Here is a 22,004-nt window from a genome sequence, read left to right as displayed (position 1 = left end):
AGAAATTTATTTTTGTATAATTCTATTAAAAAAATCAAAAAATAACCTAACGCCAACAGCAGTTCCACCTAATCCACGATACGACTCTTTAGTAATCGCAAATGCAGTACCGGCAATATCCAGATGTATCCATGGATAATCTGTAAATTTCTCTAAAAATTTAGCTGCTGTAATTGCTCCGGCATATTTTCCACCTACATTTTTTAAATCGGCTATTTTTGATTCAATCATTTCAGAATAATCATCCCATAATGGAAATCTTATCAATCTTTCATATGTTTCATTACCCGACTCATCTAATTTAGAATATAACTCATCTGCATCCTTTGAAAAAGCAACAGAAGCAACTTTTCCAACGGCAGCAATTGCTGAGCCGGTTAAAGTTGCAATATCAATAACCAGCATTGGATTATATTTTTTTGCATAACATAATGCATCGGCAAGTATCATCCTACCTTCAGCATCAGCATTAAGCATTTCTACTGTAGTTTTATTCATCATTGTTATGATATCACCAGGTGCATAAGCGTTACCTGACGGACGATTATCAGTTGCAGGAACGAGTCCAACAATATGTATAGGTAACTTAGATTTTGCTGCGGCATAAATTGCACCGGAAACAGAAGCCGCACCACTCATATCGCACTTCATATAATCCATACTGTCACCTGTAGGTTTTAGACTTAAACCACCTGAATCATAAACTACACCTTTGCCAACCAAAACAATAGGACTGTCATTTATAAAACGCTTAGGCTTCCATTCCATAACAGTAAATGTGGGTGGATCAACACTACCCATGTTAACTGCTAACAAACCACCCATTTTTAATTCGGTAATTTTTTTCTTGTCAAAAACTTTAACAGAAAATCCAGCATCCTTTCCCATCTTCTCAATCTCAACAGATAATTGCTGTGCGTTTAAAAAATTAACAGGTTCATTTACTAAATCACGCGAAATATTAACAGCTTGCAAAACATGTTTCAACTGTTCCCATTTCTTTTTATTGGGTTTTGAAGTAACTATAATAATTTTTTTAAGTGTATCATCTTTCTTTTCAGTTAAATATTTATCAAACTTATAACTGCTAAGTAAAATTCCTTCTGCAAAAGCAAGCTGAAAATCTTCATTATCTAATAAATCGACTATCTGAACCTCTTTCTGATCATTCTCTTTTAAATAATTTTGCAATTTATTGCCTGATTTTCTTAAATCTTCTTTAATCAACCAATCTGTTTTTTTTGTATCAACTACCCTGAAACAATTCAAATTAGAATATGAATTTATATCAATATTTTTTTTGTCATTTTTTATTTCATCTTTTAAAAATTTTAATTCCGTTTTTAAAAGATTTAACTGTGAAATATTAGTGTCTTTTTTAATTAAGTACACAACACTTTTTTGGTTCGCAATTTCAGATGCAAAAGAAATTTCTGGTATCATATAAAATAGTTTTGGGATAAAAATAATGAAAAAAAATGTATTTATTCCTTAGACACAAAATCAAAACCTAATCCTCCTATAAACTGAACTGATGAAGTAAACACTTTTGCATAACCTAACGCTACAGGAATTTTTGCATAAGCAACTGTTGATTTAATCTCAGTATTAAAATAAAGCCTTTTTAATAAATACCATCTTTTGCCTATACCAAGATTAATTGCCGGACCACTTAAATAATAATTTGTATTTAAGAACTCCCCCTTATCTTCGAAAATATACCCCCTTATCTCGGTCTCCGGATGCGCAAAAACAGCTCCCAACCCAACTCTAAAAAAAACATCTCCAGTTAAAACTTTATCATTTATAAGTAGACTGCATTTAGAAACTTTACAATAATTTATAAAAAACATATTAAAACCATGTGATATACTAAACCTTTTTATTTCATCAGGCATATTGTCCAAATACAATTTATGATGAATTGCTTCAAGCTCTATCACTCTGTTTTTTTTAACATAACAAAAACGCCAATCCCAATATGGTGGGAGTGCAAATGGTTCGGAATAAAACTTTGCATTTGAAATTTTAATGTCGTCAAATCCAGATTGATGAATTTTTATATTTGACGGTAAGTTATATGGTATTCCGCCACAAAATTCAAATGACCATTTTGTTTGACTAAAAACAGAAGTACTAGTTATAATAAAAAATATAAATATTCTGATTTTATAATTCATATAAAATTATGACTTCATTCTTAATACTCTGTTAGCAAAAATAAAGAAAGTTATTAAGACCATTTTAAAAATATTTAAACGATGTAAAACATTGTTCTCTTTATTTTATCTTTGAATTTTGGAGAAAATATCATAATGAGCAGCGGAATACTATATAAAATTATAGCAGGCTTTTGTTTAGCAATTTTTGCTTACTGCGGAGATCATGTAAAAACATCTAATAGCAATTCCAATATTACTCACAAAAAAATTATCTGGACTGAGATTGAACAAGGGCTTTATATTTCTGAATTTAATGCACCTCTAAAATCAAAAATAAATGATTCTAAACTTAGTGTATTAAAAATAAATCCTAATTATTTCTCACTGGAACTGCTTACAGCAACAGAGCATGATAGTTTAAGAAGAACACCCGAACAATGGAGTTTAGATTTTAATCTTGTGGCTGTTGTTAATGCTGGAATGTTTAATTTATCAGATCATATTACCTGTTCGGGATATTTAAAAAATTACGACCATATAAATAGTGGGAAATTGCGTGAGAACTTCCGTGCAATGGCTATGTTTAATCCCAAATCTTCAAATTTTCCGGCAATGACAATTGTTGATATGGAAAAAGAAAACTGGTCGTTTTATATGGAAAACTACAATTCTATGTTTCAATGTATCCGAATGATCGATTGTAATCAGGAACATGTCTTATGGAAGCCTCGTAGACCAATTTCCAGTAGTATGGCAGTTCTGGCAACAGATAAGCAGGGAAATATTCTTTTTATTTTTTCGCGATCACCTTATACTGCTAATCAAATGAGTAGCATGCTATTATCTCTTCCTTTAAAAATATACAGTGCAATGTACCTTGATGGCGGTCCCGAGGCATGTATTTATGTAAAAGCCGGCGATACTCTAATTGAAAAAGTTGGCAGTTGGGTTTCACCAGGTTACGCAAACGATGATAATAATTATCAATGGGAATTACCTAATATTATTGGAGTTAAAAGAAAATAGCCTTAGGATTTAATTTTCATTCTTATATTTACATTATGGAAAATATGGGATTTAAATCGTCACCTGAAATTCAGGATAAACTTTCTGCATATGGTACAGTTAAGGTTTTTCATGAAGCTGATATTATATTAAATGAAAATGCTTATATTAATGTTATTCCTATTGTTATCAAAGGAAGTATTAAGGTTTTGCGAACTGATGAAGACGGACGTGAGATTTTACTTTACTATATAAAATCCGGCGAAAGCTGTATAATGTCTATATTTGGAGGAATTCATAATGATACCAGCAAAGTAAAAGTGGTTGCAGAGGAAGAAACAGAAATTTTATTTATTCCTATTGATAAAGTTAGTTTGCTTATAAAAGAATATCCAGAATGGGTTGATTATATTTTCCGTCTTTACCATAAACGTTTCGAGGAACTTTTAGAAGTAGTAAATGCAGTCGCTTTTAAAAAAATGGATGAAAGATTATTTAACTTGCTTCAGAAAAAATGTGAACTTGCTAAAAGTAAAACAATTTCTGTAACTCACGATCAGCTTTCAAATGAGCTGGGTACTGCCAGAGTTGTTGTTTCCAGACTACTTAAGCAAATGGAAAATGAAAATCTTGTACAATTAGGCAGAAATAAAATTACTCTTATGTAACAAAAGTAGCTGTACTCAACTTTTAATTGTTTGACCTTTGCAGTGTAAATAATTATACACTTAAAAATTCAAACATATGAAAATAAACATGGGTACTATAGACAGAGTTGCAAGAATACTTGTTGCTGTCGCAATCGGAATTGCCTATTTTTCTAATATAATTTCAGGAGCTACAGCAATTGTACTTTTAGTTTTTGCATCTATTTTTATTATTACAAGTTTAATCAGCTTTTGCCCCTTGTATCTACCTTTAGGTATATCAACCAGAAAAAAAGAAACAAAAACAAATGATTTAATATGAAATATATTATAGTAGGTGCAGTTGCCGGTGGAGCAAGCACAGCAGCCAGATTAAGAAGAAATGATGAACATGCAGAAATTATTATCTTTGAAAAGGGAGAATATATTTCATATGCAAATTGTGGTTTACCATATTACATTGGGAATGTAATAAAGAACAGAAATGCATTGTTTGTTCAGACTGCTGCTTCATTTAATAAACGATTTAATATTGATGTAAGAACTTTAACTGAAGTTGTTGCAATTAATACTACTACAAAAAACATAACTGCAAAAAACCAGACTACAGGTGAGATTTATGAAGAAAGCTATGATAAATTAGTTTTATCTCCGGGTGCAGAACCTATTCGCCCTCCACTTCCTGGAATTTCACATGAAGGAATTTTCACATTAAGAAATGTTGCAGATACTGATTACATAAAAAGTTTTGTTCAGCAAAAAGAAGTTAAAAAAGCAGTAGTAATTGGTGCAGGATTTATTGGATTGGAAATGGCTGAAAACCTTCACGAACTTGGCCTTGATGTTACTATAGTTGAAATGAGTAATCAGGTATTAGCTCCTGTAGATTTCCCTATTGCAGCAATTTTGCAACAACATATACGATCAAAAGGAGTTAAACTTAGATTAAATTCAGCAGTAAGTGGGTTTGAGAAAGAAGAAAATCAATTAAAAGTAATATTAAAAGATGGAGATATTTTAAATGCAGACGTTGTTATACTTTCAATTGGTGTAAAACCAGATACAAAACTTGCCCTGTCAGCCGGATTAAAAATAGGTGATGCAAAGGGAATCTGGGTTAATGAATTTATGCAAACATCTAATCCTGATATCTATGCTGTAGGAGATGCCATTGAATTTAATAATCCTATAACAAATAAGTCGATGATTACTTATCTTGCCGGACCAGCAAATAAGCAAGGTCGTATTTGTGCAAACAATCTTGCATTTGGTAACAATCAAAAATACTATGGATCTATAAATACTTCTATTGTAAAAGTTTTCGACATGACAGTTGCAACAGCAGGAACAGCTTCAAAACATTTAACTGTTGCAAATATTCCACATTTTGTTTCAACAATTAACAGTGGATCACATGCCGGATATTACCCCGGAGCAAAACAAATGACAATTCAGATTGCTTTTGACCCAATTGAAGGCAAATTATTTAGTGCACAAATTATCGGATTTGATGGCGTTGATAAACGTTTGGATATTATTGCCTCTGCAATAAAAAGAAACAGTTCGATTTATGAGTTAACTGAGTTTGAACATTCATACGCACCACCATTCTCATCGGCTAAAGATCCTGTTAACATGGCAGGCTTTACCGCTGAAAATATTTTACAAAATAAATCTATTGTTTTTTATTGGAATGAGTTTGATAAAATTACCGATAATGATATTCTGCTAGATGTTAGAACAAAGAATGAATACAGTGCAGGTAAAATATTAAATGCAATAAATATCCCTGTTGACGAACTGAGAAACAGGATATCAGAAATTCCAAAAAATAAAAAGGTATATATTTATTGTCTGGGGGGATTAAGAGGATATATTGCTCAAAGAATATTAATTCAGAATGGATTCACAGACACACTTAATCTTTCAGGTGGCTATCAAATATGGGACACATGTACCCGCGAACAAAATTTAACAATTAACAAAGTTAAAGAAAAAGAATTGGTCAATGAACTTCATTAAAAAATACAAGTTAGCAATTATCGGAATAATTGCAGGAGCAATAGGAGGCTACCTCTACTATTATTTTGTAGGATGTTCTAACGGAACATGTGCAATAACATCAAGACCTCTTAACAGCACATTATACGGAGCAATATTTGGAGGATTATTATTCAGCACTTTTAAAAATGAGAAAGAAAAATCAAAAAATGAAATAAAATGAATATCGAGAAAATTATTAAAGAAAATCAAGGCACAATCGTAGATGTGCGAACTCCACAAGAATTCTTTGGAGGAAATGTTACTGGTTCAATTAATATACCTTTACAGGATATTGAAATGAGATTAAATGAAATTAAAAGCCTAAAAACTCCCTTAGTACTTTGTTGTGCTTCAGGAGCAAGAAGTAATGCGGCTTATAATTTTCTTGCACAGCAAGGAATAGACTGTTGCAATGCCGGAACATGGTTAAACGTAAATTATTATCAATCTTTAGCAGTATAACAAATGATACAAGCAATTAAAAATTTATTAGGTATTGGTCCAAAAGTTGACTATGCTGAATTAGTAAAACAGGGTGCAATAATTTTAGATGTCAGAACAAAAGGTGAATTTGAAAGCGGACACATAAGAGGATCAGTTAATATTCCCGTTAATACTTTAAGTAATAACATTAAAAAGTTAAAAGATAAAAACAAGGCAATTATAACATGTTGTGCAAGTGGGTCAAGAAGCGCAATGGCTAAAAGTGTATTAAAATCAAATGGATTCTCTCAGGTTCACAATGGCGGCAGCTGGTATAGCCTTCAAAATAAAATCAAATGATTAAAAAACTTCTTTTAAGCAATTGGCATTTTATGCGAATACTCAGGTTGGGTACAGGTATTTTTTTTGCTATTAATGCAATAAAAACTCACGACTCAATTTCGGGAATAATATCAGTTTTTCTTTTATTTCAAGCCTTAACCAACACAGGATGTTGCGGAGTTAATGGATGCTCTACTATACCAAATGCTAAAAAGGATACAGATAATTCAAAAGAAATAGAATACGAAGAAATAAAATAAAGAATATGAGTTCATTTTCAGAAATAATAAATCAAGACAAGCCAACTTTGGTTGATTTTTCGGCAGAATGGTGTGGCCCATGTAAAATGATGAAACCAATTTTAGAAGAATTAAAAACTAAGATTGGTCAAAATGCAACTATAATTAAAGTAGATGTTGATAAAAGTCCGAAAGCAGCAAACGAATACAGTATAAAAGGAGTTCCTACTTTAATACTTTTTAAAAACGGAGAAATAAAATGGCGGCAAGCAGGAGTAGTTACTGCGAATAAACTGGAAGAAATAATTAATAAATACTAATTTAACATGAAACGTTTTTATATTTTTAGCTATATTTTAATTGCATTAATATTTCTTGGTTGTTCTAATGGTCAGACACAGCCAATGAAACCAGCTCTTTCGGCAATCGAGTTTTCAAATAAAATAAAGCAATTACCTAAAGCACCAATAATTGATGTAAGAACACCTGAAGAGTTTGTAAAAGGACACTTAAAAAACTCGGTAAATATTAATATGTATGGAAATGACTTTCAACAACAAATTGCAAAACTTGATAAATCAAAACCTGTTTTTGTTTACTGTTTAAGTGGATCAAGAAGTTCATTTGCTGCAAATAATATGAGAAACTCCGGATTCAAAGAAGTTTATGATCTTTCGGGTGGTATAATGACATGGAGGGCAGCAAATCTGCCTGAAACCACTGAAAATACTGTCGCTAATTCATCAGGAATGACAAAAAAACAATATGATGATCTTTTAAAATCAGAAAAGCTTGTACTAATTGATTTTTATGCAGATTGGTGTGCACCATGTAAAAAAATGAAACCCTATTTAGATGAAATATCAAAAGAAATGAAAGATAAAGTTGTTGTAATCAGAATAAATGCTGACGATAACCAATCTCTTACAAAAGAACTTAAAATTGATGCACTTCCTGTATTATACCTTTATAAAAATAAAAATCTTATCTGGACTAATAAAGGATATATAAGTAAGGAAGACGTTGTAAAACAACTAAAATAATCAATTAAAACCTAACAGATCTTTATAACCTGTTAGGTTTTATAACTAATTCGGTTTTAAAATTTAACCCTTCATCAAATAAATTGCAATTTCCATAGCTAAGGTTGATATTTGTAATTTGATATTTATACTTTTGTGTTCTTAAAGTAAATAATGAATTACCAGACTCACACTTTAAAAAACGGACTTCGTTTAATTCACCAGCAAACTGAAAGACAGGTTGCACATTGTGCAATTATTATTAATACAGGCACAAGAGACGAACTCGAAAGCGAACACGGCATTGCACATTTTCTTGAGCATATTGTTTTTAAAGGAACAGGTAAGCGTAAAGCATATCATATTATTAGCAGAATGGAAGATGTTGGGGGCGATATTGATGCTTATACAACTAAAGAAGAAACCTGCATTTATGCTTCGTTCTTAAGTAAGTATTATGATCGCACAATGGAGTTAATGAGCGACATGGTTTTTAATTCTTCATTTCCCGAGAAAGAAATTATTCGTGAAAGAGAAGTTATTTTGGATGAAATTAATTCGTATAATGACAGTCCGGCTGAACTAATTTTCGACGATTTTGAAGAACTTGTTTTTAATGGGCATTCTCTTGGAAGAAATATTCTGGGAACAAAAAAATCTTTAAAAAAATTTAAGGGTTTAAATCTTAAAGATTTTGCAAACAGGACATACAATACTGATCAAATGGTTTTTTGCTCGGTAGGTAATATAACATTTGAGAAAATAGTTAAGTATTTCGAAAAATATTTTGGTGAAATTCCTGCTAATTATAGAAACTGGAAAAGAAAACCATTTAAGAACATAATTCCCGTTGAAAAGATTATTAAAAAGAAAACTCATCAGGCACATTGCATAATTGGAACAACCGCATTTAATTTTAGAGATAAAAAGAGAGTTCCATTTCTTTTGTTAACTAATTTATTAGGAGGAACAGGACTTAACAGCAGATTGAATCTATCCCTTCGTGAAAAAAACGGTTTAGTTTATTATGTTGAATCATCATATACACCGTATTATGATACAGGTATATTTAATATATACTTTGGTTGCGACAAAGATAAACTTAACAAAGCACAGAATTTAATACACAAAGAAATCTCAAAAATTAAAAATGATTTACTGGGAATTAACCAACTTCAAAGGGCAAAACAACAAATGACAGGTCAATTGGCAATTTCACTGGAAAATTCTGAAAATTTATTATTAAGCCTTGGCAAAAGTTATTTGTTATATAATAAAGTAGACAGCCTTGAAGTTGTAACCGAAAGAATAGAGCAAATTACTTCAAAAGATATTATTGAAGTTGCTAATGAAGTTTTTGTAGATGATAACTTTTCAACACTTATTTACAAATGAACCTGAATCAAGATATTGAAAAATATATTCTGGAACACACAGAAAATGAAACAGAGGCACTTTATGAATTAAACCGAGAAACAAATATTCAGATTTATCATCCTCGAATGTTATCAGGGCATTTACAGGGCAGGGTTTTAAAAATGCTTTGTAGTATGATTAAACCTAAATTGATTCTTGAAATCGGAACTTACACAGGTTATTCTGCAATTTGTTTTGCTGAAGGATTATCTCCTGAAGGAAAAATTCATACTATTGAAATTAATGACGAATTAGAAGATTTCATAAAATCATACATTCATAAAGCAGGGTTTAATAAACAAATTATTTTACATTTTGGAAATGCTTTGGAAATTATTCCAACCCTTAATGAAACATTTGATTTAGTTTTTATAGACGGAGACAAACGTCAATACACTGAATATTACAATGCAGTTTTTGATAAAGTTACAAAAGGAGGTTACATTATTGCCGACAATGTTTTATGGAATGACAAAGTAATCGAAGACATTAAAAACATGGATGAATACACATTAGGAATTGTGCATTTTAATAAAATGGTTCATAATGATAAAAGAGTTTCGAATGTTATTTTCCCTATTCGTGATGGCATGATGGTAATGCAAAAACTTTAGTTTATTTGTTATGGAACCACAGGAATTTATAAACGTCTTTATAATTAAGCAATCTAAAAAATTATTAGATGAAAAATCTTATATAGCTTCAATTATTATTCTAACTATTGGTATTGAAATAATGGGAGGCTTCTTTGATAAAAAACCTTTAAAATCGCCCAAGCAATCAAAAGCTAGATTTAAAATTGCTATAGAAAAACTTTTCGGAGGGAAGTATGCTGCAATAAACAGAGATGATTCATTTTATGAAATGCTCCGTAATCAATTAATACATTCATTAACAATTAGCAATAAAATTATTCTTTCAACAGAAAAAGAGCATTTAATAAATGAAGGTACTAGTATTATTTTTAACCCAGTAATCTTTTTTGAAGATGTTAACAAAGCATACCTTATTTTAATAAAACTGTTTGAGCAAAAAAAAGCATTTCCAAAACGAATCTCTGACAATGTTATTGAGTTATCAAAATTTATATAAATAATATTTTACAACATCTCTTTTACAATTATTTTAGCGTTGAAAAAATATACAATTGTCAATTTTGCACACATGTTATTAAACATATTTTATTAAAGCATTTATCATTGCACATAAAAAGAGTGACTTAACTCATCTTTTCGCAACACGCTCTTTTTATTACACATACACAATATGCATCAATGGTGTTTTTATTAAATACTTGACTATTAATTGTATTTTTTATCACATATTACGAATTTTAGATATTCAAAATAATCGTTAAAATATTTGCGTTTGGAATAAAATGATTATAAATTTGATTGATCAAAGTCGGTTTTATAACATATTTGATCAAATTTGACAAATGACAATAAAAATCTTTTATAATAATCACTTTTCTATAACATTTTAAAATTAAATTTATGTCACTTTTAAAAGAAAAACTACGTACGATTTTTCCTCAACAGAAAGCAGAAATCGCCCAGATGCTTAAAGAAAACGGCGATAAAATAGTTGACAAAGTAACTCTTGCTCAGGCATACGGTGGCTTACGCGGAGTAAAAGGATTGGTTTGTGACACTTCAGAAGTTCCACCAGACAAAGGATTAATCATCAGAGGATATGAATTAAAAACTATTACAGATAAATTACCTGAAGAAATTTTATTCTTATTACTTACAGGACAAATACCAAATGCAGAAGAATTAAAAGATTTGCAAAATGAATTAAAAGCAAAATCAGAAGTTCCTGCATACGTGTGGAGTGTTATCGATGCCATGCCTGCAGATTCACATCCTATGGTTATGTTTAACACTGCAGTTCTTATTATGCAAAAAGAATCTGTTTTTGCAAAAAGATATGACGAAGGAATGAAAAAAGATGAATACTGGGATGCAACATACGAAGATGCAATGAATATTATTGCTAAACTTCCTGCTATTGCAGCTTATGTATACAGAAAAAGATTTAACAAAGGACCAAGAATTGAACAAGATAAAAATGCTGACTGGTCGGGTAATTATGTTCACATGCTTGGTTTACCAAACGAAAATGATGAATTTGCAAAATTAATGAGATTGTATTTGAATTTACATAGCGACCATGAAGGTGGAAACGTAAGTGCCTATTCATCTGCAACAATCAGCTCTGCATTATCAGATTTATATTATTCATTATCCGGCGGATTAAACGGATTAGCTGGTCCATTACATGGTTTAGCAAATCAAGAATGTTTAGGTTGGATACTTGAAACTATGGAGAAATTTAACGGTGCTCCAACTGAAGAACAATTGTACAAATTTGCTCAGGACACATTAGAATCAGGTAAAGTTGTTCCAGGATACGGTCATGCTGTATTAAGAATTACCGACCCACGTTTTGATGCTTTCTTAGCTTTTGGAAAAGCTCATATGGCTAATGATCCTGTTTTCCAGACAGTAGAAAGAGTGTTTAACACTGTGCCTAAAGTATTATCACAAGTACAGAAAATTAAAGATCCTTGGCCAAATGTTGATGCAGGTTCAGGTGCTTTGTTATATCACTTTGGATTGAAAGAATTCAGTTATTATACTGTATTATTCAGCGTTTCAAGAGCATTAGGTATTTGTGCTCAGGCAATCGTGTCAAGAGCTATGGGTTATCCTATTACACGTCCTAAATCATTGCCAACAGCTGGATACAAAAAAATAGTTTCAGCAACAGTAAATGCATAATAAATTAATTAAATAATAACAATAAATACAATATGAAAATATCAGTTATAGGAGCAGGAAACGTTGGAGCAAGTTGTGCTCTGGAAATTGCTCAAAGAGAAATTGCTACAGAAGTAATTCTTCTCGACATTAAAGAAAACTATGCAAACGGTAAAGCACTTGACATGTGGCAGACCGCACCAGTTGATGGTTTTGACTCAAAAGTTATCGGTGTAACAAATGACTATACAAAAACAGCTAACTCAGAAATCGTTATTATTACTTCAGGTTTACCACGTAAACCTGGTATGAGTCGCGATGATTTGATAGCTACAAATGCATCAATCGTAAAATCTGTTACAGACAATGTAGTTAAACATTCTCCAAATGCAATTATTATTGTTGTGTCTAACCCATTAGATGTAATGACATATTGCGCATATTTAACTGCAAAGAAAGATTCTTCAAAAGTATTTGGTATGGCAGGTATTCTTGATACTGCTCGTTACAGAATGTTTTTAACAGAAGCTCTTGGAATTTCACATAAAGAAATTCAGGCTATTTTAATGGGTGGACATGGTGATACAATGGTACCACTTCCACGTTATACAACAGTTGCCGGTATTCCAGTTACTGAGCTTATCGAAAAAGACAAATTAGATGCAATTATCGAAAGAACTAAAAAAGGTGGTGGCGAAATTGTTAATCTTTTAGGCACATCAGCATGGTATGCACCTGCTGCTGCTGCTGCTCAGATGGCTGAAGCAATTATTAAAGATCAAAAAAGAGTATTCCCGGTTTGTGCTTGGTTAACCGGACAATACGGTTTAAAAGACATTTATTTAGGAGTACCTGTTGTTCTTGGTAAAAACGGTATCGAAAGAATTATCGAATTACAATTAAATGAAGAAGAGAAAGCTTCACTTATGAGTTCTGCCAAAGCAGTAAAAGAAGTAATGGATGTTTATGATGGAATGAAACTGGAAGCATAGTTTTATAACATTACAAAAATTAAAAAGGGGAGCAAATTAATTTGCTCCCCTTTTTTTATTAAACACCACTAAAAACAATAAACAATTTTACTTGCTATTTGTTTATTATCTCATAAGTATCAAGCGCAATTACCAATTCCTCATTAGTTTCAACAACCATAGTAGTTACCTTTGAATTAGGTTTAGTAAGAACTCCTGTGCCACGCCATTTTTTATTCTTTTCGAAATCGAAATCAACTCCTAAAAATTCTAATCCGGTACAGGTTTCCTGGCGGGTATATGCATCGTTCTCGCCTATACCACCAGTAAATACAATTAAATCTACTCCACCCATTGCTGCAGCATAACTGCCAATATATTTTTTTACACGATAAGCATACATTTGCATAGCTGTTTTTGCACGTTCGTTACCGCTATCCATGGCAACAGTTATTTCGCGCATATCTGAAGAAACACCAGATACACCTAACATTCCACTATGTTTATTTATCAATGTATTCGCTGCCGAAATACCTATTTCTTCAACTTGCATAATATAAGTAAGAATACCAAGATCCATGTCGCCACAACGTGTACCCATAATTAATCCTTCAACAGGAGTAAATCCCATACTTGTATCTACCGAAATACCATTTTGAATAGCTGCAATAGAAGCACCGTTTCCTAAATGGCAAGTTATTATGCGCAAATTGTTATAGTCAAGCTTTAAAATTTCGCAAGCTTTCTTAGACACAAATCTGTGACTGGTTCCATGAAAACCGTAGCGACGAATACTATATTTTTTATACAACGAATATGGTATTGCATACATGTATGCAAAATCGGGCATAGTCTGATGAAATGCAGTATCAAAAACACCACACTGAGGAATACCAGGCAACAATTGATTAATAGCATAAATACCCTTGAGGTTTGGTGGGTTATGCAATGGAGCAAGATTAGAACACTCTTCCATTTTAGCAATTACCTCATCGGTAATAAAAACACTTGAATTAAATTTTTCGCCACCATGAACCACACGGTGTCCAACAGCTTTTATTTCATTTAAGCTCGAAATGCAGCCATGTTCTTTACTTGTAATTGTTCCCAATACATATTCAATTCCTTGTTTATGATCAAGAATTTCTCCTTCTAGTATAACTTTATCTCCATCATTTCTGTCTTGTTTAAGAAACGAACCTTTAAGTCCTATTTTCTCAACAACACCTTTTACCTGGGGCTCTTCATTTGGCAAATCAAAGAGCTGATATTTTATTGATGAACTTCCACAATTTAAAACCAATACTTTCATGATTTCTTTAATTTTTAATTAATCACTAACAAATGTTACAAATCTATAATGTGAAGTTGAGCTTTTTTGCTGGATCTGTTCCCATTCTCATCATACTGATAAAATCCTTGTCCGGTTTTCTTACCAAGATGATTAGCACGTACCAGTTTTTTTAGTATTGGATTTGCCTTGTATTTCATTTCACCAAATTCAGCATACAATATTTCCATCCATGTTGTAAGCTTGTCTAATCCTACTTTATCGGCTAATTCAAACGGACCTGAAATAAGACCAAAATAATTCTTCATTGTAAGATCAATATTCTCCTTTGAGCTAACTCCTTCCATTAACACTTCACAAGCTTCGTTAATAAAAGAAGCGAGAATTCTTATACTGATTAGACCAGGAGATTCTTCAACGTGAATCGGTGTTTTACCAATCATTTTAATAAACTTAAAAGCATCATCGTAAACATCCTGAGCCGTATGCAAACCACGTACAATTTCTACAACACGTGCATTAGGGTTTGTTGTTAGAAAATGCAGACCTAAACAACGATTCTTTATTTTTAATGTACTCGATAATTCTGTAATAACTGCTGCAGTTGAATTTGTAGCAATAATACAACGCTCATTAACAACAGCTTCTATGCTCTTAAAAACCTGTCTGCGCAGTTCATATAATTGCACAACAGATTTTGACTTGAGGCATTCTAGTACGAGATCACATCCTTCTAAATCTTCATATTTTGAGGTACCCTTTATCCTTGAAAGTATTACTTTCTTCTCACCTGTGGTCATACCCCAATGATTTATCTGGTTATCCAGTAATTCTTCCAACTGAGTAAATGAATGTTTAATCCTTTCTTCATTGAGTTCGATGAAGACTACATCCATACCGCTTTGGCTTACAATAAGAGAAACAGCTCTTCCAACCATTCCGCATCCAACAATTCCAATTTTTGAAAAAATATTTTTTGGACGATCATTTTGGCTTAACCCATATTTCTCAATGGATTCTTTCACATAATCAGACATGTGTTATTTGTTTTTAAGTTTTATTTTATATTATGCCAATTGTTATTAAATATGTTTTATACAGACCTAATTTCTGTAGAAAACAAAAGAAACGATTAATTAGGTTTATTTACATGATAATTGTCAATAAAAAAACTAACGTAAAACACTAAAATTAGATTAAGGATTATATTTTGAGCCATCAAGTATAACCTCATAATTAGTTTCAGACATTAATTGCTTAAGTGTAATTTCAGGGTGGTTTTTCATATAATTTGAAACGATTCTCCATCCTATCCAAACACCTGTTCTACCTGGTGATTCGCGAGGAAACATAGTAGTAAAAGGAGCATCATCAATGTATCTTTTAATATCCATTTCACCTGTAATAAAAAATTGTTTATTGTCAATTAAATATGACCACATTGTTTTTTCATTTGCAACACACCAGTCCCATTGACTTTTTGTATAAGCAAACTTAATTGTATCAGAAACATCAGGAAGCATTGCATCTATAAAATACTGCGTTTTTCCCTGATAAATCATTTTATGAATCAGATCATCTATCGAATCATTATACGGATATTCCGACCATGCAATTGCTCTGAAACAATCAGTTACTATAAACTCTTTTTGCATTTTATATGTTTGATAAGCAGCTAACCCTAATCGTGAATAATATAAATAATTTTTTCCAAGATATCGGTCAAGACCAATTCCTAAAATACTATCACTAGTTACTATTGACTGATTAAATCCTCCCATAAAAAAATATATTTCTGGAATATTTTTATCAGGAAAATAATTTTTATAGTATTTAAAACCATTTGTTAATCCGTTTGTAATTTCTGATTCATTATCGAAATTTTTGATACAATCATTATAAACAGTTATCATGTTGTAATCCGACACATATTTTTGAAGCAAAACCTCAAAATCTCGGCTATTGCGAGTTCCAATGTTTATTATTCTTGAACAAAACAAATTGAAAAATTCTCCAAAATTATTTTCTAACTTTGGAATAGATGAGGGTATACTATCTGGTAATATCGCAAAAAGAGCTTTATCAAATCGATTAACTTTTAGTTTAATGTTAATCCCTGACACATCTGCCTTTAATCTTGTATCATCCTGACCACAGCTATACAACATTGCAGTAGTGATAAATACAATAATTAATATTCTGACTATTGATTTACTTTTCATTGGAATTAAAATATTTTTTATATTTGTATTCTTCTATAAAACCAAAAATTTAAAATTATGAAAAAATATGCAATAGGTATTATCCTCGTTATGTTTTCTTTTGGAGTTATGGCTCAGGGAGTTACGGGAGGATTGTTTTTTAGTCCAGTTGTTAGCTGGTTAAAACCAGATTCAAAAAATATCACAAAATCAAGTTCTCGTTTTGGTTTTGGCTTTGGTGTACCAGTTGATTTCAATTTTTCTAAGAATTTTGCATTTTCTACTGGTATTTCTTATACAAATTTAGGTGGAAGTCTAAAATATGCTGATTCTATCTCTAATTTTAAAACTGTTGATACAACTTTTACTCGCTTAAATCCTAATACAGTTGTAAAATATAAAACTTCTTTTATTGAAATTCCTCTTTCTTTTAAAGGTAAAACAAATGAGATTGGTTATATCACATATTTTTTAAAAGTAGGAATCAGCCCACAATTCAGGTTTAAAGCAAAAGGTGATATTACTGTAAATGAAGGCGATAATGTAGATATTAAAGATGAAGTTCGCGCATTTAATATGGGTTATCATATTGGTGGTGGAATTGAATATTCATTAGGAGGCAGTACAAAATTACTTGTTGAAGCTGTATTTACAAATGGATTAACCAACTTTTCTAAAGTTGAAACTTTAAATAAAGGAACTTTAAAAAACGAAAAAACTATTATGAATAGCATTGCTTTAAAAGTTGGAATTCTATTTTAAACAAATATTAAAATAATTTAATCCCGACTTAACAGGTCGGGATTTTTTTTAAATTATATGAAGATTGCACTTAGTCAACTTAATTTTAAAATTGCCGATTTTGATGGCAATACAAAAAAAATTATTTCTTCAATAAACGAAGCAAAACTAAAAGGTGCTGAAATTGCTGTTTTTTCTGAGCTGGCAGTTTGTGGATACCCTCCTTTAGATATGCTCGAGAATAAAGATTTTATTGACAAATGCGAAAAAGCAATTCAACAAATTTGTGAACACTGTTACGGAATTGCAGTAATAGTTGGAACGCCTGTGATTAATACTGATGAATTTGGAAAAAAACTATATAATTCTGCAATATTTATTGAAGAAGGAAAAATTAAAAGCATACACAAAAAAAGTTTATTGCCATCATACGATGTATTTGATGAATACAGATATTTTGAACCAAACAAAGAATGGCATACAGTAAATTTTAAGAACGAAAACATTGCCATAACAATATGCGAAGATTTATGGGTAAATCAACCTATTGAAAATTCGTACACACGACAAAAGCTTTATACCTGTTCGCCTATGGATGAACTTATGAAGTTTGAACCTACCTTAATGATTAATATTGCTTCCTCTCCTTTTTCATCTAATCACGAAGGAACACGTAAAATTGTTTTAAGTGAAAATGCAAAGAAGTATAACCTTCCATTAATTTATATTAATCAGATTGGCGCTAATACCGAACTTATTTTTGACGGTGGCTCAATGGCAATAGATAATTCGGGAAAGGTTATTTGTGAACTTCCTTATTTCGAAGAATCGATAACAATAATTGAAACAGATTCAAAAGAATCCAAAGCAAACAACATACAAAACAATTCTTCAATTGATAAAATCTACAAAGCATTAATTCTTGGTATTCGCGATTATTTTAACAAAACCGGATTTAAAAAAGCTGTATTAGGATTGTCAGGAGGGATCGACTCAGCCTTAGTACTGGTTTTAGCAGAACAGGCACTCGGCAAAGAAAATGTACATGCTCTCTTAATGCCATCAAGATATTCGTCGCAACATTCTGTAAGTGATGCATTGATGCTGGCATCAAACCTTGGAATAACTTACGACCTGGTATCTATAGAATCAGCTTTTTCAAGTTTTGAAAATTCACTATTACCAGTATTTGCAGGAAAAAAGCCGGATATAACCGAAGAAAATATTCAGGCTCGGGTAAGAGGAACTTTGCTTATGGCCTACTCCAATAAATTTGGTAACATATTACTAAACACTTCAAATAAAAGTGAAGCAGCTGTTGGTTATGGAACACTTTATGGCGATATGGCAGGTGGACTTTCTGTTATTGGCGACTTATATAAAACTCAGGTTTACCAATTGGCTAATTACATAAACTGCCATGGTGAAATAATTCCACGAAATACAATTATAAAACCCCCTTCTGCAGAATTACGCCCCGATCAGAAAGACTCAGATTCATTACCCGAATATGATATCTTAGATAAAATCTTGTTTGCATACATTGAACAAAAAACACCCCTCGAAGAAATTGTTGAACAGGGCTTTGAAAAACAAATTGTAGAGAAAGTAATTAGATTAGTAAACACTAATGAATATAAGCGTTTTCAGACCCCTCCTGTTTTAAGAATTTCTTCCAAAGCATTTGGTTTTGGTAGAAGAATGCCATTGGTAGCGAAGTATTAACATAAGACCTAACATGTTTAAAAACCTGTTAGATCTATAAAAAAAGGGAGCCTTTCGGCTCCCTTCAAATTTTTATTACAAATTGTTATTTCTTTTCTGGTTTCAAATAAACCTTAACATAATTTTTCATATTAAAATATTTTGCTGCTGCAGCTTTAATTTCGTCATTTGTTACAGCTTTAACTTTATCGTTAAAATCAGCAAAAGATTTTTTAGGATCATCAAAATAATAAAGGTTTTCTAATTTTCTAATCCACCAATCGTTTTTCTTAATATCTGTTTCACGTTCGCGGATAAGAGTTTCTTTAATTTTTGCCATATCTTCATCAGTTGGACCATTCTTAACAATTCTATCCATTTCTTTAAAAATCACATCAACAAGTTTATCTTGTTTTTTAGGATCACAACCAAAAATAATATTCAAACTATATTCAGATCTTGGATATTTTTCAACCTGATCACGTACTTGTAAACCGTATGTTCCGCCTTCGTCTTCACGAACTGTTTCACGTAATTTAATGTCAAGAATACGGGTTAATATTTTTTCTCTTAAAATATTTTCTGATGACCAGTCAAAGCTACTATTCCATACTAATCCAACAAATCCTTTTTCTTCTAAACCTTTGTTAACAACATCCTCTTTAATTCCCTCTGGAAATTTAGGACTTACATCTTTCCACATCTCTTGTTGTCCCTTAGCTGGTAATCCTCCAAGGTATTTCTGTAACAAAGGAATAATTGTAGCGTTATCAAAATTTCCTACAAAGAAAAATTTAAATCCGGAAGCATCAGAAAATCTACTACGGAAAAACTCAAAAGATTTATCAAGGTTTACTTTCTCTAACTGCTCTACTGTAGGTATAACAATAGAACGTGGATCGTTTGATGTAACAACTTCAATAAGCTTTCTGTAAAATGCATATTGTGGGTTGTTAGCAAGAAACATTAACTGACTCTTCATTTTTGAAATAAATGCATCATACGATTCTTTGTCTTTTCGAGGTTCGGTAAAATACAAGTAAATTAATTGTAATGTTGTTTCTAAGTCAGCTGGAGCACATTTACCACTAAATCCTTGTTGAACATCAGAAATAACAGGACTAATTTCTAAATCCTTACCTGCAAGTTTCTTTTCCAAATCGGTTTTATTAAATTTTGCAATTCCACCTTCGTCAACAATATTTGAAGCAAACATTGCAGATAAATAGTCTTCAGTATTTGCAAGTGATGTTCCACCTAAACCATAAGCAGAAATTTTTATTTCGTTGTTTTTAAAATCAGTTGTTTTTAAAATTGCCTGAACACCATTAGCAAAAGTTACTTCGGTATAACCAAGTTCTTCATTTTTAACTGTGGATTTAATTTCTGAACCAGCTGGTATATTTGCTAACAAAGGATCAGCAGATAGTGTTTCAACATAAGGTTTAAGTTCTTTTGCCTTAACATCTTTAATAATTTGTAAAAGATTTTCAGCAGTAGGAACTTTAATATTATCTTTTTTAGGTGCAGTAACCATCATAACAAGGTTCTTGTCAGAAATCCATGTTTTTGCTAAATTGTTAATGTCTTCGATTTTAATTTCTGGTAAAAACTGTTTTGCTAATTCAAAATCTTTTTGTGCACCCGGCATTGGGTTTTCTGCAAGAAAATTATATACATAGTCCATTGCTAAATTGCCTGACTCAATTTTATCAAATTCTTTAGCCTGTTTATCATATTCGGTTAAAATTTTGGCTTTCTGGCGTTCAAACTCTGCAGTTGTAAATCCAAAACGTTTTACTCTTTCATTTTCTGAAAGCAAAATTTCAAAACCTTTGTCAATCATATTTTCTTTCATCTGAGCATATACCTGATATGCATCTTTTGAACGAGCTAAAAATTCACCATAACCGGTACCGGCATAAATAAATGGAGCATCAGGTTTCTGAACTATTTCGTCAAGACGATCATTTAGCATTCCTGTAAAAATCTCAGTCATCAAATAATTTTTATAATCACCAACGGTTTTAGTTAATTGTCTTGGGTGTTTATAGAAAAACATTAATGAACTTGATGTAGCTTCAACATCTGTTTCAATACTAATTAAAGGCTCAGTATTATCTGGAAGATCAAAATTTTCACGTTTTACAGGATTTGCAGGATTCTGAATTTTACCAAAGTGATCTTTAATTTTTTGTTCCATCTGAGCTACGTCAATATCTCCAACAACAACAACAGCCATAATATTTGGACGATACCATGTTTTATAAAAACTCTTCAATGTCTCATATTTGAATCCTTCCAAAACTTCTTTTGTTCCTATCGGGATTCTGTTTGCATATTGTGATCCTTTAAAGATTACAGGAAAAGATTTTTTTCTCATTCTGTCATCAGCACCTAATCCAAGGCGACGTTCTTCTAAAATTACTCCTCTTTCTTTGTCAATTTCTACGTCATCAAGTGAAACATTATGTGCCCAATCTTCAATAATCTGAAACCCTTTATCAACTAACTCAGGCTGATCTGTTGGTACTTTTAACATATATACAGTTTCGTCGAAACTTGTATAAGCATTTAAGTCAGCACCAAAACGAATACCCATCTTTTCGATAGTATTTACCAATTCATCTTTTGGAAAATTCTTTGTTCCGTTAAAACACATATGCTCGCAAAAATGAGCTAGACCTTGTTGGTCATCTGTTTCTAAAATAGAACCAGCATTAACGGCTAAACGAAGTTCAACACGTTTTTCGGGTTTTGCATTTTTACGGATATAATATACAAGTCCGTTGTCTAGTTTTCCAATTTTTACATTTGGATCAACTGGCATTGGCTTACCTAAATCGGTATTCGGTTGAGCCCATGCTGCCAACGAAATAATTCCGATAAATAAAGATAAAAATAACTTTTTTGTTGTTCTCATGTCGTTTGAAATTTATATTGAATTGCTGTGACGATTTTACATTACGATAAGTTACAAACCTGCAAAATATTTTTGGTAAAAAGAATGATTTTTATGAATTACTAAAAAT

Annotated in this window: 23 protein-coding genes; 17 read left to right on the top strand and 6 right to left on the bottom strand. The window is 31.5% G+C overall.

Going from position 1 to position 22,004, the window contains the following annotated elements:
• Positions 1 to 6: 6 nt before the first annotated feature.
• Together HY951_00325 and HY951_00320 are read right to left on the bottom strand one after the other, a co-directional pair.
• Complete coding sequence (locus HY951_00325; GenBank protein MBI5538477.1) at positions 7 to 1,443, bottom strand: leucyl aminopeptidase; 1,437 nt, start codon at positions 1,441 to 1,443, stop codon at positions 7 to 9.
• Positions 1,444 to 1,484: 41 nt separating this feature from the next.
• Positions 1,485 to 2,180: a hypothetical protein gene (locus tag HY951_00320; GenBank protein MBI5538476.1), complete on the bottom strand. Its 696-nt coding sequence runs from the start codon at positions 2,178 to 2,180 to the stop codon at positions 1,485 to 1,487.
• A 135-nt stretch (positions 2,181 to 2,315) separates the two neighbouring features.
• Here HY951_00320 and HY951_00315 point away from each other — a divergent pair, with 135 nt between their 5' ends.
• The 15 genes from HY951_00315 to mdh all read left to right on the top strand — a co-directional run bounded on the left by HY951_00315 (position 2,316) and on the right by mdh (position 13,056).
• A complete protein-coding gene (locus HY951_00315; GenBank protein MBI5538475.1) occupies positions 2,316 to 3,188 on the top strand; it encodes a phosphodiester glycosidase family protein in 873 nt (290 codons plus the stop codon).
• A 35-nt stretch (positions 3,189 to 3,223) separates the two neighbouring features.
• Positions 3,224 to 3,835, top strand: coding sequence for a Crp/Fnr family transcriptional regulator (locus HY951_00310; GenBank protein ID MBI5538474.1), 612 nt, complete (start codon positions 3,224 to 3,226; stop codon positions 3,833 to 3,835).
• 76 nt (positions 3,836 to 3,911) lie between these two features.
• On the top strand, positions 3,912 to 4,136 hold the full coding sequence (locus tag HY951_00305; GenBank protein MBI5538473.1) for a DUF2892 domain-containing protein: 225 nt from the start codon (positions 3,912 to 3,914) through the stop codon (positions 4,134 to 4,136).
• Positions 4,133 to 5,836 (top strand): FAD-dependent oxidoreductase, encoded by a 1,704-nt coding sequence (locus tag HY951_00300; protein MBI5538472.1) that lies wholly within the window; start codon positions 4,133 to 4,135, stop codon positions 5,834 to 5,836. The genes HY951_00305 and HY951_00300 overlap by 4 nt, the downstream gene beginning before the upstream one ends.
• Positions 5,823 to 6,038: a hypothetical protein gene (locus HY951_00295; GenBank protein ID MBI5538471.1), complete on the top strand. Its 216-nt coding sequence runs from the start codon at positions 5,823 to 5,825 to the stop codon at positions 6,036 to 6,038. Before HY951_00300 ends, HY951_00295 begins: the two co-directional genes overlap by 14 nt.
• The gene (locus HY951_00290) at positions 6,035 to 6,319 is read left to right on the top strand and encodes a rhodanese-like domain-containing protein (protein ID MBI5538470.1); all 285 of its coding nucleotides are present in this window, start codon (positions 6,035 to 6,037) and stop codon (positions 6,317 to 6,319) included. The genes HY951_00295 and HY951_00290 overlap by 4 nt, the downstream gene beginning before the upstream one ends.
• A gap of 3 nt (positions 6,320 to 6,322) precedes the next feature.
• Entirely contained in the window at positions 6,323 to 6,640 is a 318-nt protein-coding gene (locus HY951_00285; GenBank protein ID MBI5538469.1) for a rhodanese-like domain-containing protein, read from the top strand.
• On the top strand, positions 6,640 to 6,882 hold the full coding sequence (locus tag HY951_00280; protein ID MBI5538468.1) for a hypothetical protein: 243 nt from the start codon (positions 6,640 to 6,642) through the stop codon (positions 6,880 to 6,882). The genes HY951_00285 and HY951_00280 overlap by 1 nt, the downstream gene beginning before the upstream one ends.
• Before the next feature lie 5 nt (positions 6,883 to 6,887).
• Positions 6,888 to 7,181 carry a thioredoxin gene (gene trxA / locus HY951_00275; protein MBI5538467.1) on the top strand — a complete coding sequence of 98 codons (294 nt, stop codon included), beginning with the start codon at positions 6,888 to 6,890 and terminating at the stop codon, positions 7,179 to 7,181.
• Between the two features lie 6 nt (positions 7,182 to 7,187).
• Positions 7,188 to 7,904: a thioredoxin fold domain-containing protein gene (locus HY951_00270; GenBank protein ID MBI5538466.1), complete on the top strand. Its 717-nt coding sequence runs from the start codon at positions 7,188 to 7,190 to the stop codon at positions 7,902 to 7,904.
• A 153-nt stretch (positions 7,905 to 8,057) separates the two neighbouring features.
• A complete protein-coding gene (locus HY951_00265; GenBank protein ID MBI5538465.1) occupies positions 8,058 to 9,278 on the top strand; it encodes an insulinase family protein in 1,221 nt (406 codons plus the stop codon).
• Entirely contained in the window at positions 9,275 to 9,913 is a 639-nt protein-coding gene (locus HY951_00260; GenBank protein ID MBI5538464.1) for an O-methyltransferase, read from the top strand. Before HY951_00265 ends, HY951_00260 begins: the two co-directional genes overlap by 4 nt.
• A gap of 10 nt (positions 9,914 to 9,923) precedes the next feature.
• Positions 9,924 to 10,391 (top strand): hypothetical protein, encoded by a 468-nt coding sequence (locus tag HY951_00255; GenBank protein MBI5538463.1) that lies wholly within the window; start codon positions 9,924 to 9,926, stop codon positions 10,389 to 10,391.
• A gap of 404 nt (positions 10,392 to 10,795) precedes the next feature.
• The gene (locus HY951_00250) at positions 10,796 to 12,085 is read left to right on the top strand and encodes a citrate (Si)-synthase (protein MBI5538462.1); all 1,290 of its coding nucleotides are present in this window, start codon (positions 10,796 to 10,798) and stop codon (positions 12,083 to 12,085) included.
• 32 nt (positions 12,086 to 12,117) lie between these two features.
• Positions 12,118 to 13,056 carry a malate dehydrogenase gene (gene mdh / locus HY951_00245; protein ID MBI5538461.1) on the top strand — a complete coding sequence of 313 codons (939 nt, stop codon included), beginning with the start codon at positions 12,118 to 12,120 and terminating at the stop codon, positions 13,054 to 13,056.
• A gap of 94 nt (positions 13,057 to 13,150) precedes the next feature.
• Here mdh and HY951_00240 read toward each other — a convergent pair whose 3' ends face one another.
• The 3 genes from HY951_00240 to HY951_00230 all read right to left on the bottom strand — a co-directional run bounded on the left by HY951_00240 (position 13,151) and on the right by HY951_00230 (position 16,548).
• A complete protein-coding gene (locus tag HY951_00240) occupies positions 13,151 to 14,347 on the bottom strand; it encodes an acetate kinase (GenBank protein ID MBI5538460.1) in 1,197 nt (398 codons plus the stop codon).
• 35 nt (positions 14,348 to 14,382) lie between these two features.
• Positions 14,383 to 15,363, bottom strand: a complete 981-nt coding sequence (locus HY951_00235) for a 3-hydroxyacyl-CoA dehydrogenase family protein (GenBank protein MBI5538459.1) — start codon at positions 15,361 to 15,363, stop codon at positions 14,383 to 14,385.
• Positions 15,364 to 15,522: 159 nt separating this feature from the next.
• Complete coding sequence (locus tag HY951_00230) at positions 15,523 to 16,548, bottom strand: hypothetical protein (protein MBI5538458.1); 1,026 nt, start codon at positions 16,546 to 16,548, stop codon at positions 15,523 to 15,525.
• Between the two features lie 57 nt (positions 16,549 to 16,605).
• Here HY951_00230 and HY951_00225 point away from each other — a divergent pair, with 57 nt between their 5' ends.
• On the top strand, positions 16,606 to 17,289 hold the full coding sequence (locus HY951_00225) for a PorT family protein (protein MBI5538457.1): 684 nt from the start codon (positions 16,606 to 16,608) through the stop codon (positions 17,287 to 17,289).
• Between the two features lie 57 nt (positions 17,290 to 17,346).
• Entirely contained in the window at positions 17,347 to 18,993 is a 1,647-nt protein-coding gene (locus HY951_00220) for an NAD+ synthase (protein ID MBI5538456.1), read from the top strand.
• A gap of 85 nt (positions 18,994 to 19,078) precedes the next feature.
• Here HY951_00220 and HY951_00215 read toward each other — a convergent pair whose 3' ends face one another.
• Positions 19,079 to 21,895, bottom strand: a complete 2,817-nt coding sequence (locus tag HY951_00215; GenBank protein MBI5538455.1) for an insulinase family protein — start codon at positions 21,893 to 21,895, stop codon at positions 19,079 to 19,081.
• Positions 21,896 to 22,004 lie beyond the last annotated feature (109 nt).

The sequence above is a fragment of the Bacteroidia bacterium genome, assembly GCA_016218155.1.
Classification (GTDB): domain Bacteria; phylum Bacteroidota; class Bacteroidia; order Bacteroidales; family GWA2-32-17; genus GWA2-32-17.
The sequence above is the reverse complement of the archived record's forward strand: the minus strand, read 5'-3'. Positions and strand labels throughout refer to the sequence as shown.

Bases quoted from the DNA above. Each gene is read 5' to 3' on its own strand.
- HY951_00240 (MBI5538460.1), bottom strand. From the start codon at position 14,347: ATGAAAGTATTGGTTTTAAATTGTGGAAGTTCATCAATAAAATATCAG.
- HY951_00235 (MBI5538459.1), bottom strand. From the start codon at position 15,363: ATGTCTGATTATGTGAAAGAATCCATTGAGAAATATGGGTTAAGCCAA.
- HY951_00325 (MBI5538477.1), bottom strand. From the start codon at position 1,443: ATGATACCAGAAATTTCTTTTGCATCTGAAATTGCGAACCAAAAAAGT.
- HY951_00285 (MBI5538469.1), top strand. From the start codon at position 6,323: ATGATACAAGCAATTAAAAATTTATTAGGTATTGGTCCAAAAGTTGAC.
- HY951_00260 (MBI5538464.1), top strand. From the start codon at position 9,275: ATGAACCTGAATCAAGATATTGAAAAATATATTCTGGAACACACAGAA.
- trxA (MBI5538467.1), top strand. From the start codon at position 6,888: ATGAGTTCATTTTCAGAAATAATAAATCAAGACAAGCCAACTTTGGTT.
- HY951_00310 (MBI5538474.1), top strand. From the start codon at position 3,224: ATGGAAAATATGGGATTTAAATCGTCACCTGAAATTCAGGATAAACTT.
- HY951_00270 (MBI5538466.1), top strand. From the start codon at position 7,188: ATGAAACGTTTTTATATTTTTAGCTATATTTTAATTGCATTAATATTT.
- HY951_00295 (MBI5538471.1), top strand. From the start codon at position 5,823: ATGAACTTCATTAAAAAATACAAGTTAGCAATTATCGGAATAATTGCA.
- HY951_00230 (MBI5538458.1), bottom strand. From the start codon at position 16,548: ATGAAAAGTAAATCAATAGTCAGAATATTAATTATTGTATTTATCACT.
- HY951_00290 (MBI5538470.1), top strand. From the start codon at position 6,035: ATGAATATCGAGAAAATTATTAAAGAAAATCAAGGCACAATCGTAGAT.
- HY951_00305 (MBI5538473.1), top strand. From the start codon at position 3,912: ATGAAAATAAACATGGGTACTATAGACAGAGTTGCAAGAATACTTGTT.
- HY951_00265 (MBI5538465.1), top strand. From the start codon at position 8,058: ATGAATTACCAGACTCACACTTTAAAAAACGGACTTCGTTTAATTCAC.
- HY951_00250 (MBI5538462.1), top strand. From the start codon at position 10,796: ATGTCACTTTTAAAAGAAAAACTACGTACGATTTTTCCTCAACAGAAA.
- HY951_00220 (MBI5538456.1), top strand. From the start codon at position 17,347: ATGAAGATTGCACTTAGTCAACTTAATTTTAAAATTGCCGATTTTGAT.
- HY951_00225 (MBI5538457.1), top strand. From the start codon at position 16,606: ATGAAAAAATATGCAATAGGTATTATCCTCGTTATGTTTTCTTTTGGA.
- HY951_00300 (MBI5538472.1), top strand. From the start codon at position 4,133: ATGAAATATATTATAGTAGGTGCAGTTGCCGGTGGAGCAAGCACAGCA.
- HY951_00315 (MBI5538475.1), top strand. From the start codon at position 2,316: ATGAGCAGCGGAATACTATATAAAATTATAGCAGGCTTTTGTTTAGCA.
- HY951_00320 (MBI5538476.1), bottom strand. From the start codon at position 2,180: ATGAATTATAAAATCAGAATATTTATATTTTTTATTATAACTAGTACT.
- HY951_00255 (MBI5538463.1), top strand. From the start codon at position 9,924: ATGGAACCACAGGAATTTATAAACGTCTTTATAATTAAGCAATCTAAA.
- mdh (MBI5538461.1), top strand. From the start codon at position 12,118: ATGAAAATATCAGTTATAGGAGCAGGAAACGTTGGAGCAAGTTGTGCT.
- HY951_00215 (MBI5538455.1), bottom strand. From the start codon at position 21,895: ATGAGAACAACAAAAAAGTTATTTTTATCTTTATTTATCGGAATTATT.